Origin of the sequence: Xylophilus sp. Leaf220, from assembly GCF_001421705.1 — a bacterium.
Lineage (GTDB): Bacteria > Pseudomonadota > Gammaproteobacteria > Burkholderiales > Burkholderiaceae_C > Xylophilus.
The window spans coordinates 1-15,709 of record NZ_LMKO01000011.1; the positions used below are offsets into that span (position 1 = coordinate 1).

Consider the following 15,709-nt stretch of genomic DNA (forward strand, 5'->3'; position numbering starts at 1 on the left):
TGGTTGCCGTGGGCGATCTCCGACGATGCGGTGGAGACCGACTCGACGCCCGCGCGCACCTCGCCCACCACCCCGCGCAGCCGCTGCACCATCGTGTCGAGTGCCTGCAGCAATTGGCCGAATTCGTCCCGGCGGGCCGACTGCGGCTGGGCCGTCAGGTCGCCCGCGGCGATCGATTCGGCCAGTCGCACCGCGTGGGCCAACGGTTGGATCATCGCCCGCACCAGCAGCGCCACCAGCACGGCGCCGGCGACCAGCAGCAGGGCCATGGTGCCCAGCGTCACGGCCAGCGCCTGGCGGCGGGAAGACTGCAGCGCCTGCATGGCGGCGTCGCGCTGCTGCTCCTGCACCTTGACGAAGGCATCGAGCGCGCCGACGTAGCGGCCGATGGCCGGCAGGTAGGTCTTCTCGACGAAGTCCGCGGGCACCGCGGCGCTGGCGGACGCGGTCTTGAGTTCGCGCGCCTGCTTGTTCAGCGCCAGCACGGCGACCCGCTCGTACGCCACCTTCTGCAGGGCGGCCTTGTCGGCATCGCTGGTAGCTTCGGCCACGACCTTGCTCTGGATGCCGCTGATCGCGGCGACGCCCGACTTGACCCGTGCGTCGAACAGCGCGCCGAGGGCGGTATCGGCCGACGCATTGCTCGCCAGCACCCGGTCGCCCACCGTCTCGGTGGCGCCGCGCCACTCGATCGCGGTGGCGATGCGGTGCTCGTAGGCCCGCACCTGCTCCATCGCCGCGTCGGCCAGCACCGTCGCCCGGTACTGGGACCAGGCGGTCACCGCCAGGGTGAGCAACAGCAGGCCGAAAACGCCGCACCACAACTTGGTCGACACGCGAAGGTCGTTGAATTTCATGAAATTATTTCGTGTAGTGAACACAACATGAGAAGGGAAACATTCTGATTCATGCAGCGGGCGTCGTCGTGCATATCTTCCGGCTGAAATTCAGTGTGCAGCGCAAATACAACGGCTATCTGCTATGTTTTCGATAGCTAGTGGCCGAGCGGCAGTCCTTCGGATAGCCCCTTTCGCTCGAACAACCATGCGGTCGCCCTAGAATGGCCGCGTGCCTACCTTCCAGAACGCCGACCTGCATTGCCACTCCGTGGTCTCCGACGGCACGCTCACGCCGGAGGCGCTGGCGGCGCGCGCCAAGGCCAACGGGGTCGAGTTGTGGGCCCTGACCGACCACGACGAGATCGGCGGCGTGCAGCGCGCGGCGGCCGCGGCGAAGGCCGTCGGCCTGCCCTATCTGACCGGCGTCGAACTGTCGGTGACCTTCGCCGACGAGACGGTGCACATCGTGGGCTTGGGCTTCGATGCCGAGAACGCCGATCTCGGCCGCGGCCTGGCCGACACGCGCGACGGCCGTGGCCCGCGGGCCCGGGAGATGGCGGCCCAGCTGGAGCGCGTCGGCATCGCCGGCGCCTACGAAGGCGCCTTGCGCTTCGTGGGCAACCCGGCGCTCATCTCGCGCACCCACTTCGCCCGCTTCCTGGTCGAGACCGGCGTCTGCCGCGACACGTCCGAGGTGTTCCGCCGCTACCTCACCGAAGGCAAGCCCGGCTATGTGCCGCACCGCTGGGCCTCGCTGTCCGACGCGGTGCACTGGATCACCTATGCCGGCGGCGTGGCGGTGATCGCCCATCCGGGCCGCTACAAGTTCACCGCCAACGAGGAGTTCGCGCTCTTCAGCGAATTCAAGGCCCACGGCGGCCGAGGCGTGGAGGTGGTCACCGGCAGCCATACACCTGCGGAATACGGCACCTACGCCGACATGGCGCGCGAGTTCAACCTGGCCGCCTCGCGCGGCAGCGACTTCCACAGCCCCGAGGAATCCCGCACCGACCTGGGCGGCCTGCCGCCCCTGCCGGCCGATCTGGAACCGGTCTGGACGCTGCTGCGGGACCGGATCCAGTGAAGGACGCGGGGCGTTGACGCCGGCGCCGTCCGCGCTGACCGGCCTCGTCCTGGCCGTGGTGGCCACCGCCTGCTTCGCCACCCTCGATGCCAGCACCAAGGTCGCCGGGGCCAGTGTTCCGCTGGCGATGGCGCTGTGGTTCCGCTATGCGTTCCAGGCCTGGTCCACCACCGCGGCCATCATTCCGAGCCGCGGCTTCAGGGCGCTGCGCACCGAGCACCCGCGCTTCCAGTGCCTGCGCGGCCTGCTGCTGATGATGACCAGCATGTTCTCGTTCTTCAGCCTGCAGCACATGCCGGTGGGCGAGTTCACCGCCATCGTGATGGTGACGCCGCTGGCGATCACCGTGCTGGCCGCCACCGTGCTGCGCCAGCAGGTTTCGGGCATGCGCTGGGCGCTGGTGGCCGGCGGTTTCGCCGGCACGCTGGTGGTGCTGCGGCCCGGCGGCGACGCGTTCGGCTGGGCGATGCTGCTTCCGCTGGGGCTGGTGGTCTGCAACGCCTGGTTCCAGGTGCTGACCAGCCGGCTCGCCCAGACCGAGGATCCGATGGTGATGCAGTTCTACAGCGGCTGGGTGGGCACCCTGGTGATGTCGGCGATCCTGCCGTTCGTCTGGGTCACGCCCACCAGCGGCAGCGTGTGGCTGGCGCTCGGCCTGATGGGGCTGATGGGCACCGTGGGCCACTTCCTGCTGACCCTGGCCTATGCCCGCGCGCCCGCCGCCACGCTGATGCCCTGCCTTTACGCGCAGATCGGTTTCGCGGTTCTGGCGGGCTGGCTCTTGTTCGACCACGTACCCGACCGCACATCGGTGGCAGGCATCCTGCTGATCGCGGCCTGCGGCGCGATGGGCGCCTGGCTCACCGTGCGGGAAAGCCGCATCGTCGTCCAGCCGGCAGAGGGATGAACCACACCCCGGGCGAGGTGCGACGCACCGCGCCCCCGCAGCGCATTGAAGAGAGAAGAAGACCATGGCCCAGTATTTCGAAGTCCATCCCGACAATCCGCAGCCGCGGCTGCTCAAGCAGGCCGCCGCCCTGCTGCAGCGCGGCGGCGTGGCCGCGGTACCCACCGACTCCAGCTACGCGCTGGTCTGCCACCTGGACGACCGCGACGCGGTCGACGCGATGCGGCGCATCCGCCAGGTCGACGACCGCCACCACCTGACCCTGATCTGCCGCGACCTGAGCGAGCTGGCCAGCTACGCACGGGTCGACAACAAGCAGTTCCGGCTGCTGAAGTCGGCCACCCCCGGCGCCTACACCTTCATCCTGGAAGCTTCCAAGGAAGTGCCGCGGCGGCTCAGCCATCCGCAGCGCAAGACCATCGGCCTGCGGGTGCCCGACCACAAGGTGCTGCAGGGGCTGCTGGAGGCGCACGGCGCACCGCTGCTGGCCACGACGCTGATCCCGGCGGGCGAGACCGAGTCGCTCAACGACGCGGCCGACATCCGCGCCCGCTACGAGAAGCTGCTGGCCGCGGTGGTCGATGCGGGCGCCTGCCCGGCCGAGCCCACCACCGTGATCGACCTGGTGCCGATGGGCATCGGCGAAGATCCGGTGCTGGTCCGCCGCGGCAGCGGAAGCCTCGCGGCTCTGGGCATGCCCGAGTAGGAAAGGCGATAGAACCTACTGCGCAGCCCGATTGCGCGGTTCCGGTCCTCACCGTACGAGAGTACGGATCCGGTCCTCACTGCACACTCGGGCTTGCTCGCTACGGTTCTATTGCCTTTTCTCGCACCTGCCATCACCCTCTGAGACAATCGCCTGTGGATTTCGCCAACCTGATCCAGACCGTGATGGTCTACGCCTTGCCCGTGCTGTTCGCCATCACCGTGCACGAGGCCGCCCATGGCTACGCGGCGCGGCATTTCGGCGACAACACCGCGCTGATGATGGGGCGCATCACGCTCAATCCGCTCAAGCACATCGACCCGGTCGGCACCATCCTGATGCCGGTAATGCTGTACTTCGCGACTTCCGGCGCCTTCCTGTTCGGCTACGCCAAGCCGGTGCCGGTGCAGTTCGGCAACCTGCGCAACCCCAAGCGCGACATGATCTGGGTCGCCTTGGCCGGGCCGCTTTCCAACTTCGTGCAGGCGATCCTGTGGGCAGTGGCGATGGTCGCGCTGGTAGCCCTTGACGTCGACGAGCCGTTCTTCCTCAAGATGGCCCGTGCCGGGGTGCTGGTCAACCTGGTGATGTGCGCCTTCAACCTCTTTCCGCTGCCGCCGCTCGACGGCGGCCGGGTGCTGGTGGGCCTTCTGCCGTGGAAGCAGTCGCAGATGGTCTCGCGCATCGAGCCCTACGGCTTCTTCATCGTGCTGGCCCTGGTCGTCACCGGGCTGGTGGGCACCTACTGGCTGCAGCCCCTGATGTCGGTCGGCTACAGCGCGATCAACCTCCTCATCACGCCGCTGGTCTCGCTGCTGCGCTGACCGGCGCTCCTCTCTTTCTCCGCTCCTGCTGCCATGCGCCCCACCCGTTTCCTGACCGGCATCACCACCACCGGCACTCCCCACCTGGGCAACTACGTCGGCTCGATCCGCCCCGCCGTGGCCGCCAGCCGCCAGCCCGGTGCCGAGAGCTTCTATTTCCTGGCCGACTACCACGCCCTGATCAAGTGCGACGAGCCGGCCCGCATCCAGCGCTCGACCCTCGAGATCGCCGCCAGCTGGCTGGCGGCTGGCCTGGACCCGGAGCGCGTGACCTTCTACCGCCAGTCCGACATCCCCGAGATCCCCGAGCTGACCTGGCTGCTGACCTGCGTCACCGGCAAGGGCCTGCTCAACCGGGCGCATGCCTACAAGGCTGCGGTCGACCGCAACGCCGCCTCCGGCAACGACCCCGATGCCGACGTGAGCGCCGGCCTCTTCATGTACCCGGTGCTGATGGCGGCCGACATCCTGCTGTTCAACGCGCACCGGGTGCCGGTGGGCCGCGACCAGGTCCAGCACATCGAGATGGCGCGCGATATCGCGTCGAGCTTCAACCACCTCTACGGCGAGCACCTGGTGCTGCCCGAGGCGCAGATCGAGGAATCTGTCGCGCTGCTGCCCGGCCTCGACGGCCGCAAGATGAGCAAGAGCTACGACAACACCATCCCGCTCTTCGTGCCGCAGGCCGAGCTGAAGCGCCGCATCGCCTCGATCGTGACCGACTCGCGCGCGCCTGGCGAGGCCAAGCAGACCGAGGGCTCGGCTCTGTTCCAGGTCTACCAGGCCTTCGCGTCCGCCGACGAAACCGACGCGCTCCGCCAGGCCTATGCCGACGGCATCGGCTGGGGCGACGCCAAGCAGACGCTGTTCGAACGCATCGACCGCGAGGTAGCCCCGATGCGCGAGCACTACCAGGCGCTGATCGCCGACCCGGCCAAGATCGAAGACATCCTGATGGCCGGCGCGGTGAAGGCCCGTGCCCTGGCGACGCCGCTGATGGCCGAACTGCGCCAGGCCGTCGGCCTGCGCCGCCTGGCCGGCGCACCCACCGCCGCGGCGCCCGCCAAGGCCGCCCGCACCGCCCTGCCCACGTTCAAGCAGTACCGCGAGGCCGACGGCCGGTTCCGCTTCAAGCTGCTCGACGCCGACGGCATGCTGCTGCTGCAGAGCCGAGCCTATGCCGCCCCCCGCGATGCGGCGCAGGCCATGGGCGCACTGCAGCAGCCGGGCACCGACCTGGCCGCGCTGCTGGCCGATTGCGCCGAAGGCCCGGGCGATCGCGCGGCCATCGCCGCCGCCCTGCAGGCCCTGGCCGCCGCGAAGGCCTGAGGCCGGTTTGCCCTCGACGCTCGCCGCCGCGGGCCACAGCGACATCCTGGTCAGGAAAAGCCGGTTCATCGGCTGTGTCGAAGGGGTGGACGGGCGGCCTGCCGCCGTCGCCCGGGTGGCAGCGCTCCGCCGGCAACATCCCGATGCCGCCCACGTGTGCTGGGCCTTGATGGCCGGTGGCCAGTCGGCGGCGGTCGACGACGGCGAGCCCGGCGGTACCGCCGGCCGCCCGATGCTGGAAGGGCTGCGGCACCACGACCTGGACGGGGTGCTGGCCACCGTCGTGCGCTATTTCGGCGGCGTCAAGCTGGGCGCCGGGGGCCTGGTGCGCGCCTACTCCGATGCGGTGGCCCGGGCATTGGCCACGGCGTCGAAGGTCGAGGTGCGGCGGCTCGCTTCGCTGGAATGCGAGGTGCCATATGCGCTTGAGGGGCTGGTGCGCCGCGCGATCTCCACGGCTGGAGCGACCCTGCTGGAGGTGCGGCACGGAACCGGCGTACGCCTGCGGTGGCAGATGCCGGAGGCCGAGGCGCCCGCCTGCCGGACCGCGCTGGAGGACGGCGCTCGGGGCGCCATCGGCTGGTTGTAACGCAGTGCGTTCCGGTTGCGCCGTAACGCGCGGATGCAGAACCGGTCGTTTTGCTTACGCCCTTTACCCCGAAAGCCGCTTTTTTTACGCCTTTTGCATGCGGTCTCCCATATTCTCGGGTGCACGGCTGTAGGCAGTTTCCTGATGTAGCTAAGCACCCTGTCCGTCACGGGTCCGCCGACCGCCGCTGTCAAATCCTCTCAATTTCCGAGGGATTCACCATGAGACGTTCGATGCGCACCGCGTTCACCGCCTTCACCGTCACCATCCTGGTCGCCATCAGCGCGGCGGCTGCCGCTCTGCTGCCCGACCATGCAGCCGAGGCGACCGACCTGGGTATCTTCCAGGTAGACGACCTGTTTCCCGCAGGAACGTTCGAGCAGTAAGCTCATTCGCCGGGCAGGAGCCCGGCGCATCACCGTCGCTTTCGACCTCGCCGCACGCCGGATTCCCGGCCTGCGGCTTTGTTATGGGCGAACGGCAGGTGACGACCGGATGGTGCGGGGCGCGGTGACCACGTCGCCCATCGACCGCGTCGGGCCGGAGCTGCGGCTGGCGCGGCGCACGCCGAGGGCATCGGCGCTGATCGTGTCGCGGTCGGCCACCTGGGCCAGGTAGCCGGTGGTGGGGCCGGTGCTGCCCTCGCCCGAACCGATGCCCAGGCACGCGTCGTTGGCCAGGGTGAACATCATCGTGGCACCCGCACCGAAGCGCCGCGGCACCGTTTCGTGCAGGGCGTAGCGCATGTCGACCGGCGGACGGTCGGCCCGGTAGATCACCGCGTTGTTGGGACCGTACACGGTGTAGCAGGTGGCCGATGCCCCGAGGCTGGCGCCGCACAGGACGGCGGCCAGTGCGGCGCGGGACACGGAACCGGGGGACAGGAAGCGCATGGAGTTCTCCGACTCGCCCACGGCGCCGCCGACAGGGAGGCGCCCGCGGGCACCGGGCGATTGTTTCGTGGAAAGGAAAGGCCGGCAAGCGCCGAAGCCTTTCGGGCGAAATCGGCCTACGTTCCGGGCGCGGGCCGATCGGCACGGCATTCACGGCACTCGCCAGGCGACCGGTCTGCGCCAGGGTCCGTTTTCTGCGTCATTCAGGCCTGCAGCCGGCGTAGCCAGACGACCGGCAGCTATCAATTCAGGAGCAAACCAGCTCCACGGGCTACCGGCGCCTCTTCAGGTTTCGAGCCGTCCCTTGCGCACCGCACGCCCCGGTGCCGCGACCAGCGCCGCCGCCGCCGACCGCAGCAGCGCCGCGAGCGCGTCGCACGCGGCCGACGGGACCGCGTCGGTCCGCAGCAGCAGGCCGACCGGCTCCTCGGTGCCGGCAGTGTCGATCCGCAGACGCACCATGCGTTTCTCGACTAGGTCGTCGCGCGCCGCGCCCAGCGGGGTGATCCAGACGGCATCCGACTGCAGCACCACCAGCCGGGCCAGCGCCACGTCCTGTGTCTGGAGCGTGGGGGCCGGCAACGCCATGCCGAGCGATGCGAAGAAGCTCTCGGTATGGTGCCGCGGCACGGTGCCCTGCCCGTAGACCACCAGCGGATGGCGCAGCACCGCCTGCACCGGCACCCGGCGGCGGGACAGCGGATGCCCGGCCCGCGCCACCAGGATCAGCGGCTCCTGGTAGAGCAGGCTGAAGCTCAGGCCTTCCATGAGTCGCGGATCGCTCATCCGGCCCGCGACCAGGTCCAGCTCGGCCGCCCGCAGGTCGTCGAGCAGCGACGCGTTGGTGCCGGTGCGCACCGTGATCTGCAGGTCGGGCCACCGCGAACGCAACTGCGCCAGGGCCTGCGGCAGCAGGGCCGGCGCCACGCTGGGCAGGGCGCCGATGCGCAGCCGCGCCGGCCCGGCACCGGCGGCGGGCGCCAGCGCCTGCGCGCCGGCATCGATCGCCTCCAGCACCCGCAGCGCGTGGGCCAGCAACTGCTCGCCGGCGGCCGACAGGCCCTGCACTCCGCGCCGCCCGGCCACGCCGCGCTCGACCAGGCGGGTGCCGGCCAGCGCCTCCAGCTCCGACAGCGTCTTGGACACCGCCGGCTGCGTGAGCGCGAGGCGCGCCGCGGCCTTGGCCAGGTGCCGCTCCTGCGCCACTGCCACCAGGCAGCGCAGATGGCGCAGCTGCACCTGGCGCGCGAAGCTCTCGGCCATGGGGGACGGTGCCGCAGCGTGCGATGGCGGTAAATCGGCTTTCATCACCGTTGGTTATGCAATCTGTGGAATCTCTCAATTTACAGCATGCAAACCCGGCGGGAGAATCGGCGCCGAACATTCCGGCCGATGCGCCGCCCCACGCCAGGAGACTTCCCATGAACGGCTCTACCGAAAGCCCTGCAACCATCCTCACGCCGCGCGACTGGCAGAGCCATTCGGCCTACCTGTCGCCGGGCTACAAATCCACCGTCAAGCGTTCGCCGACGCGGCCGCTGCTGCCGCTGAAGGCCGCGCTGGGCGAACTCTCGCAGCCGGTCTACGGCCACGACAGCATCGCCGCGCTCGACCACGACCTGACCCGCAACGCGCGCCGCAACGGCGAGCCGATCGGCGAGCGCATGGTGCTGGCCGGCCGGGTGGTCGACGAGCGCGGCCGCCCGGTCCGCAACACGCTGGTCGAACTGTGGCAGGCCAACGCCAGCGGCCGCTACGTGCACAAGGTCGACCAGCACGACGCGCCGCTCGACCCCAACTTCCTCGGCGCCGGCCGTTGCCTGACCGACGACGAGGGCCGCTACCGCTTCCTCACCATCAAGCCCGGCGCGTACCCGTGGGGCAACCACCCCAACGCCTGGCGTCCGCAGCACATCCACCTGTCGCTCTTCGGCCAGTACTTCGCCAGCCGGCTGGTCACGCAGATGTACTTCCCCGGCGATCCGCTGCTGCAGTACGACCCGATCTTCCAGGCCACGCCCGCCAAGGCACGCAACCGCCTGGTCGCCGACTTCACCCTCGACCTGACCGAAGAGGGCTTCGCCCTCGGCTACCAGTTCGACATCGTCCTGCGCGGCGCCGACGAGACGCCGTTCGAAACCCGGAAATAAGGAGACCGCGATGCACGACCACCTGATGAGCGCACTGCGCGAGAACTTCGGCCAGACCCCGTCGCAGACCGTCGGCCCCTACTTCGCCTACGGCCTGACCGCCGCCCAGTACCAGTACGACTTCGACCAGCCGTTCGACGCGGTCGTCGCCTCGCCGCATGCCGAGGGCGAGCAGATCCTGCTCGAAGGCGTGGTGTACGACGGCGACGGCCAACCGGTCGTCGACGCGATGATCGAGATCCAGCAGGCCGACGCGCAGGGCCGCTACGCCCAGGCGTCGGAGGCGCCGCGCGCCACGTCGCGGCAGAACGGCTTTCGCGGCTTCGGCCGCTGCGGCACCGGCACCGATCCGCAGCACCGCTACGTCTTCCAGACCCTCAAGCCCGGCGCCCATTCGCCTGCAGAAGCGCCCCACATCAACCTGATCGTGCTGATGCGCGGCATGCCGCTGCATGCGTTCACCCGCGTGTATTTCGACGACGAGACGGAAGCGAATGCGCGCGATGCGGTGCTGGCGGCCGTGCCCGCCGAGCGCCGCGAAACGCTGGTCGCGCGGCGCACCGATGCCCACGGCCGCATCGTCTACCGCTTCGACATCCACATGCAGGGCCCGAAGGAGACGGTCTTCTTCGACGTGTGAGGCGACCAAGCACCGCCCATGAAAAATGCCGCTCTCGAGCGGCATTTTTCATGGGCGGTTCGAAGCGGCGTGGCTTACCTGAAGCGCGACTCGGGCACCGTCTTCAGGTCGCCGTCGAGCGATCCGATATAGCCCGCCAGCGCCTTCAGCTCGGCATTGGAGAACTGCTTGGCCACGCCCGCCATCACGCCGTTGGAGCGGCCGATGTTGTTGGCGTTGTTGCCGGTCTTGTACGACTTGAGCGCGACGAACAGATAGTCGGCGTTCTGGCCCGCGATGTGCGGGTAGCTCGGATCGATCGGCTTCGAGAAGTTGGCGCCGTGGCAGGACACGCAGATGCCCTTCTGCAGCAGTGCGGCGACCTGGGCGTTCGGCTCGCGCGAGGGCTTGTCCGCCAGGGTGGCGGACGCGTCCTTGCCGTGCTGGGCGTAGTAGGCCGAGACGTCCGCGATGTCCTGGTCGGTCAGGCTGTCGGCGATGCTGCGCATCGTGGGGTGCTTGCGGTCGCCGGCGCGGTAGGCGTTGAGCGCGGCGGCGATGTACTTCTCGCTCTGGCCCGAGATCTTGGGCACCTTGTAGACCTCGGGGAAACTGGCCTGGTAGCCCACGATGCCGTGGCAGCCGATGCACATCGAGACCTTCTTCTCGCCGGCCTTCACGTCGCCCTTCGCGTCCTGTGCGGTAGCGGGGGCGAAGGCGGTCACTGAGGCGACAGCCAGGGCAAACATCGTGGTCAACAGCTTATTCATTTTGCGCGCACAATCTGGTGAGGTTCAGACGCTGATCAGCCTTTGATTATAGGTGTCGAGCCCCTCTCGACCGCGGATTTCGCGGGCCTCCGAATGTCCCGCTTTCCCCACGCCGACACGCCATGAAGTTCCAAGGATCCCAGAACTACGTCGCCACGCAGGACCTGATGCTGGCGGTGAATGCGGCCATCACCCTGCAGCGTCCTCTCCTCGTAAAAGGCGAGCCCGGCACCGGGAAAACGATGCTCGCCGAGGAGGTCGCCGAGACCCTCGGAATGCCGCTCCTGCAGTGGCACATCAAGTCGACCACCAAAGCGCAACAGGGTTTGTACGAATACGATGCGGTGAGCCGCCTGCGCGACAGCCAGCTGGCCGGCATCGAGGGTTCCGACCGCGTCAAGGACATCCACAACTACATCGTCAAAGGCGTGCTGTGGCAGGCCTTCACCGCCGACCGACCGGTGGCGCTGCTGATCGACGAGATCGACAAGGCCGACATCGAATTCCCCAACGACCTGCTGCGCGAACTCGACCGGATGGAGTTCTACTGCTACGAGACGCGCGAGCTGGTGAAGGCCCGCAACCGGCCGCTGGTGTTCATCACCTCCAACAACGAGAAGGAGCTGCCCGACGCCTTCCTGCGCCGCTGCTTCTTCCACTACATCAAGTTCCCCGACGCCGAGACGATGCAGAAGATCGTCGACGTGCACTTCCCGTCCCTGAAGCGCGAACTGCTCTCCGCGGCGATGAAGACCTTCTACGACGTGCGCAACCTGCCCGGCCTGAAGAAGAAGCCCAGCACCTCCGAGCTGATCGACTGGCTGCGGCTGCTGGTGGCCGAGGACATCCCGGTCGAGGCCCTGCACAGCCCCGACAGCAAGGTCGCGGTGCCGCCGCTGGTGGGCGCCTTGCTGAAGAACGAACAGGACGTGACGCTGTTCGAGAAGCTGGTGTTCATGAACAGCCGCAACCGATGAGCAGCGCCGCCCCTTCGTCGCGCCAGCTCCTGCTGCTGGGCCTGGCCCAGTCGGGCGGCTTCCTGGTCGGTGCGGTGCTGGGCCGTTTCGCCGGCCTGTGGCTGGGGCTGGACGCCTTCGGCACCGAGGGCTACGGCACCCGTGCGATGCTGGGCATCGCCCTGGTCGGCATCGGTGGCGGCGGCGGTGTGCAACTGGCCCGCTGGGCATTCGCGCGGCGCTACGGCCCGCTGCAGAGGGGCATGTGATGGCGTTCGTGGAACCGGTGGTCTTGACGGTGGGCGACCTCGCGCTGGTGCCGCTCGGACTGGAGCATGTCGACGGGCTCCGTTCCGCGGCGGCAGACGGCGAACTGTGGCGGCTGCGGATCACCTCGGTGCCGACACCCGATGACACCCGGAATTATGTGGAAACCGCGTTGCGCATGCGCGAGGCGGGCGATCGCTTCGCCTTCGCGGTGACCGACGCCGCCACCGGCGAGGTGCGCGGCACCACCAGCTTCCACGACATCGTGCCGACCCTGCGGCGGGTCGAGATCGGCTACACCTGGTATGCCAAGCGCTGGCAGCGCACCCACGTCAACACCACCTGCAAGCTGCTGATGCTGACCCATGCGTTCGATGTGCTGCAGTGCCACGTGGTGGGATGGCGCACCGACAACTTCAACTTCGCCTCGCAGCAGGCGATCGAGCGGCTGGGCGCCCGCAAGGACGGCGTGCTGCGCGGCCACGCGCTGCGCCGCGATGGCACGATCCGCGACACGGTGATGTACAGCCTGCGCAGCGGCGAATGGCCCGAGACCCGTGCCCACCTGCAGCACTTGCTGGAGCGCCGCGCGGCCGCGGCCTGAGGCCCGAAGCCGCGCCGGGAGTGCCGCCATGCTGATCGACTTCTTCTACACGCTGCGCAGCGCCAAGCTGCCGGTCTCGGTGAAGGAATTCCTCACCCTGCTGGAAGCCTTGCAGGCCGACGTGGTGGGCCCGCAATCGGAGGGCGCCTGGACGCTCGACGACTTTTACCACCTCTCCCGCACCGTGCTGGTGAAGGACGAGAAGCACTTCGACAAGTTCGACCGCGCCTTCTCCGCCTACTTCAAGGGCGTCGAGTTGCTGACCGACTTCAGCCAGGACCTGCCCGCCGACTGGCTGCGCAAGCTGCTCGACCGCGAGCTCTCGCCCGAGCAGAAGGCCGCGATCGAGAAGATGGGCTGGGACGAGCTGATGGAGACGCTAAAGAAGCGCCTCGAGGAGCAGAAGGAACGCCACGAAGGCGGCAGCAAGTGGATCGGCACCAACGGCACCTCGCCTTTCGGCCACGGTGGCTACAACCCGCAGGGCGTGCGGATCGGCGGGCCGGGCAAGAACAAGAGCACGGTGAAGGTCTGGGAGCAGCGGGCCTACAGGGACTACGACGACACGCAGGAGCTGGGCACCCGCAACATCAAGGTGGCCCTGCGCCGCTTGCGCAAGTTCGCCCGGCAGGGCGCGGCCGACGAACTGGACCTGGACGACACCATCCACTCGACCGCCGCCAACGCCGGCTACCTCGACATCAAGATGGTGCCGGAGCGCCGCAACAACGTGAAGCTGCTCCTGCTGATGGACGTGGGCGGCACGATGGACGAGCACGTCGGCCGGGTCGAAGAGCTGTTCTCCGCCGTCCGCAGCGAGTTCAAGCACCTGGAGTTCTACTACTTCCACAACTGCGTCTACGACTTCGTCTGGAAGAACAATCGCCGGCGCTTCGCCGAGAAGTTCGAGACGCACGACATCCTGCGCAAGTACAACCGCGACTACAAGCTGATCTTCGTCGGCGACGCCACGATGAGCCCCTACGAGATCCTGCACCCGGGCGGCAGCGTCGAGTACAACAACGAGGAGCCGGGCGCCGAATGGCTGCAGCGGCTGACCCACGCGTTTCCCAAGTACGCCTGGATCAACCCCGAGCCGCCGGGCGTCTGGCAGTACCGTCAGAGCATCGCGGTGATCCAGCAGCTGATGTCGAACCGCATGTACCCTTTGACACTCAAAGGCCTCGAGGAAACGATGCGCCTCCTGTCAAAATAGGTGATGCCCGGGCGCCTCTCCTACTCCTCTTCCTCCTCTCGATTAACCGCACTGTCCCTTTTTCTCTGCACCGCCCTCGCGCTGCCGGGCTGCAGCCTGCTGAAGAAGAAGGACGAGGCCTCCGCCGCGGACGACGGCACCCGGGTGCTCAGCAGCGCCGATGCGCAAGAAAGGCCCGCCGGCGACGGGCGCGACGCCTTCACCCTCGAAGTGCGTGCCCCCGACGAGATCCGCGACTACCTCACCCGCCACATGGAGCTGCAGCGCTACCGGTCGCTCGCCGACCTGGACGCGCGCGAGCTTTCCCGGCTGCTGGGCGCGGCCGAAGCCAATGCGCGCGAACTGCTCGCCACGCTCGGCTACTTCGCTCCCCGCCTGACCCTCGACATGCGGGAGACGCCCGAGGCCAAGGCGCCGCGGCAGATCGTGGTGGCGGTCGATCCGGGCGAGCAGACGCGGATCACCGACGTGCAGGTCGACTTCACCGGCGCCATCGCCGACGACCCGCGCGCCGCCGAGCAGCGCACCGCCATCCGCAACGGCTGGTCGCTGCGGCCCGGCCAGGGCTTCACCCAGAACGGTTGGGACGCCGCCAAGACCGGCGGCCTGCGCCGGCTCAACGCCCAACGCTTTCCTACCGGCAAGGTGGAGAGCAGCAAGGCCGACGTGGACGCCGACACCCAGCAGGCACGGCTGGCGGTGACCTATGCGTCGGGGCCCGCCTACCGCTTCGGCCCGATCCAGGTGCGCGGCGCCGAGCGCTACCCGCCCGAGGTGGCGCAGCGCCTGTCCCTGCTGCCGGTGGGTGCCGACTACGACCAGGCCAAGCTGCTCCAGGCCCAGCAGCGGCTGGCCGCCAGCGGCTATTTCGATTCGGTGTTCCTGACGCTCGACCCCAACGCACCCGACCCGCTCACCGCCCCGGTCATCGCCCAGGTGCGCGACGCCCGGCTGCAGAAAGTGGTCTTCGGCGTGGGCCTGAGCACCGACAGCGGCCCGCGGGTCAGCCTGGACCACACCCACAACCAGCTGCCGATCATCGGCTGGCGGGCGGTCTCGAAGATCTCCATCGACCAGAAGACCAAGTCGTTCGGCTCGGAGCAGTCCTCGCTGCCGGACGACCGCGGCTGGCGCTGGGTGACCTCCGAGCTGGTCAAGCGCGAGACCTCGGGCAGCTATGAGGTCAACAGCGGCCGGCTGCGCGCAGGCCGCGGCAAGAGCACCGACCGGATCGACCGCAACTACTACCTGCAGTACGACTACGCTGCCAACCAGGGCATCAACGCGCCACCGTCGGCCTCGGCTCTCAGCGTCAACTACGGCTGGACCGGCCGCTACTTCGACAACCCCACCGCACCCACCCGCGGCTACGGCGTGGCGCTGGAAATCGGGCCGGGCTACACCCTGATGGGCGAGCGGTCGCCCTTCTTCCGCACCTATGCACGCGGCCTGTACTTCGTGCCGCTGGGCACGGTGCAGCCGGCCGACGGCGGCGAGGCCCGGCGCAGCCGGCTGCAGTTGCGGGCCGAGGCCGGAGCGGTCATGACCCGGGCCAACGCCCAGGTGCCGGCCACCCTGATGTTCCTCACCGGCGGCGACACCACGGTGCGCGGCTACAGCTACCGCCAGATCGGCGCCCGGACCGAGGGCGACCAGATCTTCGCCGGCCGCTACCTGGGCGTGGGCAGCGTGGAGTGGCAGCGCCCGGTGGTCTGGAACGGCGAGATGACCGAGTTCGAGAGCGCGGTCTTCGTCGACGCGGGCGCGGTGGCCGACCGGGTGGGCGACCTGAAGGCCAAGGTCGGCGTCGGCACCGGCGTGCGCTGGCGCAGCCCGGTCGGCCCGGTACAGGCCGATGTCGCCTACGGCGTCGACACCAAGCGGCTGCGGCTGCACCTGCGCCTCGGTTTCACTTTCTGACGCCCCGCCGGCGCGGGCTGGCAATACTCGTCGCAC

At 68.8% G+C, this 15,709-nt stretch carries 18 protein-coding genes; 14 read left to right on the forward strand and 4 right to left on the reverse strand.

From position 1 onward, the window contains the following. Positions 1 to 857: HAMP domain-containing protein (locus tag ASE76_RS08665; protein WP_156362600.1), on the reverse strand; the 857-nt coding region annotated here is incomplete at its 3' end. Positions 858 to 1,068: 211 nt separating this feature from the next. Here ASE76_RS08665 and ASE76_RS08670 point away from each other — a divergent pair. The 7 genes from ASE76_RS08670 to ASE76_RS20515 all read left to right on the forward strand — a co-directional run bounded on the left by ASE76_RS08670 (position 1,069) and on the right by ASE76_RS20515 (position 6,664). After that, a complete protein-coding gene (locus ASE76_RS08670; RefSeq protein WP_055837811.1) occupies positions 1,069 to 1,923 on the forward strand; it encodes a 3',5'-nucleoside bisphosphate phosphatase in 855 nt (284 codons plus the stop codon). A gap of 13 nt (positions 1,924 to 1,936) precedes the next feature. Then, positions 1,937 to 2,830 (forward strand): DMT family transporter, encoded by an 894-nt coding sequence (locus ASE76_RS08675; protein WP_055837812.1) that lies wholly within the window; start codon positions 1,937 to 1,939, stop codon positions 2,828 to 2,830. A 64-nt stretch (positions 2,831 to 2,894) separates the two neighbouring features. Next, positions 2,895 to 3,536 carry an L-threonylcarbamoyladenylate synthase gene (locus ASE76_RS08680; protein ID WP_055837815.1) on the forward strand — a complete coding sequence of 214 codons (642 nt, stop codon included), beginning with the start codon at positions 2,895 to 2,897 and terminating at the stop codon, positions 3,534 to 3,536. Positions 3,537 to 3,691: 155 nt separating this feature from the next. Next, positions 3,692 to 4,360: a site-2 protease family protein gene (locus ASE76_RS08685; protein WP_055837818.1), complete on the forward strand. Its 669-nt coding sequence runs from the start codon at positions 3,692 to 3,694 to the stop codon at positions 4,358 to 4,360. Positions 4,361 to 4,393: 33 nt separating this feature from the next. Beyond that, the gene (locus ASE76_RS08690) at positions 4,394 to 5,689 is read left to right on the forward strand and encodes a tryptophan--tRNA ligase (RefSeq protein WP_055837821.1); all 1,296 of its coding nucleotides are present in this window, start codon (positions 4,394 to 4,396) and stop codon (positions 5,687 to 5,689) included. A 7-nt stretch (positions 5,690 to 5,696) separates the two neighbouring features. After that, positions 5,697 to 6,278, forward strand: coding sequence for a YigZ family protein (locus ASE76_RS08695; protein ID WP_055837824.1), 582 nt, complete (start codon positions 5,697 to 5,699; stop codon positions 6,276 to 6,278). Between the two features lie 221 nt (positions 6,279 to 6,499). Continuing rightward, the gene (locus ASE76_RS20515; RefSeq protein ID WP_156362602.1) at positions 6,500 to 6,664 is read left to right on the forward strand and encodes a hypothetical protein; all 165 of its coding nucleotides are present in this window, start codon (positions 6,500 to 6,502) and stop codon (positions 6,662 to 6,664) included. A gap of 81 nt (positions 6,665 to 6,745) precedes the next feature. Here the strand turns inward: ASE76_RS20515 and ASE76_RS08700 are convergent, their stop codons facing one another. Next, on the reverse strand, positions 6,746 to 7,171 hold the full coding sequence (locus ASE76_RS08700; protein WP_055837827.1) for a hypothetical protein: 426 nt from the start codon (positions 7,169 to 7,171) through the stop codon (positions 6,746 to 6,748). 285 nt (positions 7,172 to 7,456) lie between these two features. Further along, a complete protein-coding gene (locus ASE76_RS08705; protein WP_055837830.1) occupies positions 7,457 to 8,434 on the reverse strand; it encodes a LysR substrate-binding domain-containing protein in 978 nt (325 codons plus the stop codon). Between the two features lie 158 nt (positions 8,435 to 8,592). Between ASE76_RS08705 and pcaH the strand changes: the two genes are divergently transcribed. Beyond that, on the forward strand, positions 8,593 to 9,321 hold the full coding sequence (gene pcaH / locus ASE76_RS08710) for a protocatechuate 3,4-dioxygenase subunit beta (RefSeq protein WP_055837833.1): 729 nt from the start codon (positions 8,593 to 8,595) through the stop codon (positions 9,319 to 9,321). A gap of 10 nt (positions 9,322 to 9,331) precedes the next feature. Next, the gene (pcaG, locus tag ASE76_RS08715; RefSeq protein ID WP_369793395.1) at positions 9,332 to 9,961 is read left to right on the forward strand and encodes a protocatechuate 3,4-dioxygenase subunit alpha; all 630 of its coding nucleotides are present in this window, start codon (positions 9,332 to 9,334) and stop codon (positions 9,959 to 9,961) included. Positions 9,962 to 10,035: 74 nt separating this feature from the next. On the opposite strand, the gene ASE76_RS08720 is transcribed toward pcaG, so the two are convergent. Beyond that, positions 10,036 to 10,710: a cytochrome c gene (locus ASE76_RS08720; protein ID WP_055837836.1), complete on the reverse strand. Its 675-nt coding sequence runs from the start codon at positions 10,708 to 10,710 to the stop codon at positions 10,036 to 10,038. 122 nt (positions 10,711 to 10,832) lie between these two features. Here ASE76_RS08720 and ASE76_RS08725 point away from each other — a divergent pair, with 122 nt between their 5' ends. From ASE76_RS08725 to ASE76_RS08745, 5 genes are read left to right on the forward strand one after another with little or no spacing between them, the layout of a single operon-like run. Continuing rightward, positions 10,833 to 11,687, forward strand: a complete 855-nt coding sequence (locus ASE76_RS08725) for a MoxR family ATPase (protein ID WP_055837839.1) — start codon at positions 10,833 to 10,835, stop codon at positions 11,685 to 11,687. Beyond that, a complete protein-coding gene (locus ASE76_RS08730) occupies positions 11,684 to 11,935 on the forward strand; it encodes a hypothetical protein (protein ID WP_055837842.1) in 252 nt (83 codons plus the stop codon). Before ASE76_RS08725 ends, ASE76_RS08730 begins: the two co-directional genes overlap by 4 nt. Continuing rightward, positions 11,935 to 12,537: a GNAT family N-acetyltransferase gene (locus tag ASE76_RS08735; protein ID WP_055837844.1), complete on the forward strand. Its 603-nt coding sequence runs from the start codon at positions 11,935 to 11,937 to the stop codon at positions 12,535 to 12,537. The genes ASE76_RS08730 and ASE76_RS08735 overlap by 1 nt, the downstream gene beginning before the upstream one ends. A gap of 28 nt (positions 12,538 to 12,565) precedes the next feature. Further along, positions 12,566 to 13,753, forward strand: coding sequence for a VWA domain-containing protein (locus tag ASE76_RS08740; protein ID WP_055837846.1), 1,188 nt, complete (start codon positions 12,566 to 12,568; stop codon positions 13,751 to 13,753). 3 nt (positions 13,754 to 13,756) lie between these two features. Next, positions 13,757 to 15,673 carry an autotransporter assembly complex family protein gene (locus tag ASE76_RS08745; RefSeq protein ID WP_055837848.1) on the forward strand — a complete coding sequence of 639 codons (1,917 nt, stop codon included), beginning with the start codon at positions 13,757 to 13,759 and terminating at the stop codon, positions 15,671 to 15,673. The last annotated feature ends 36 nt before the right edge of the window (positions 15,674 to 15,709 follow it).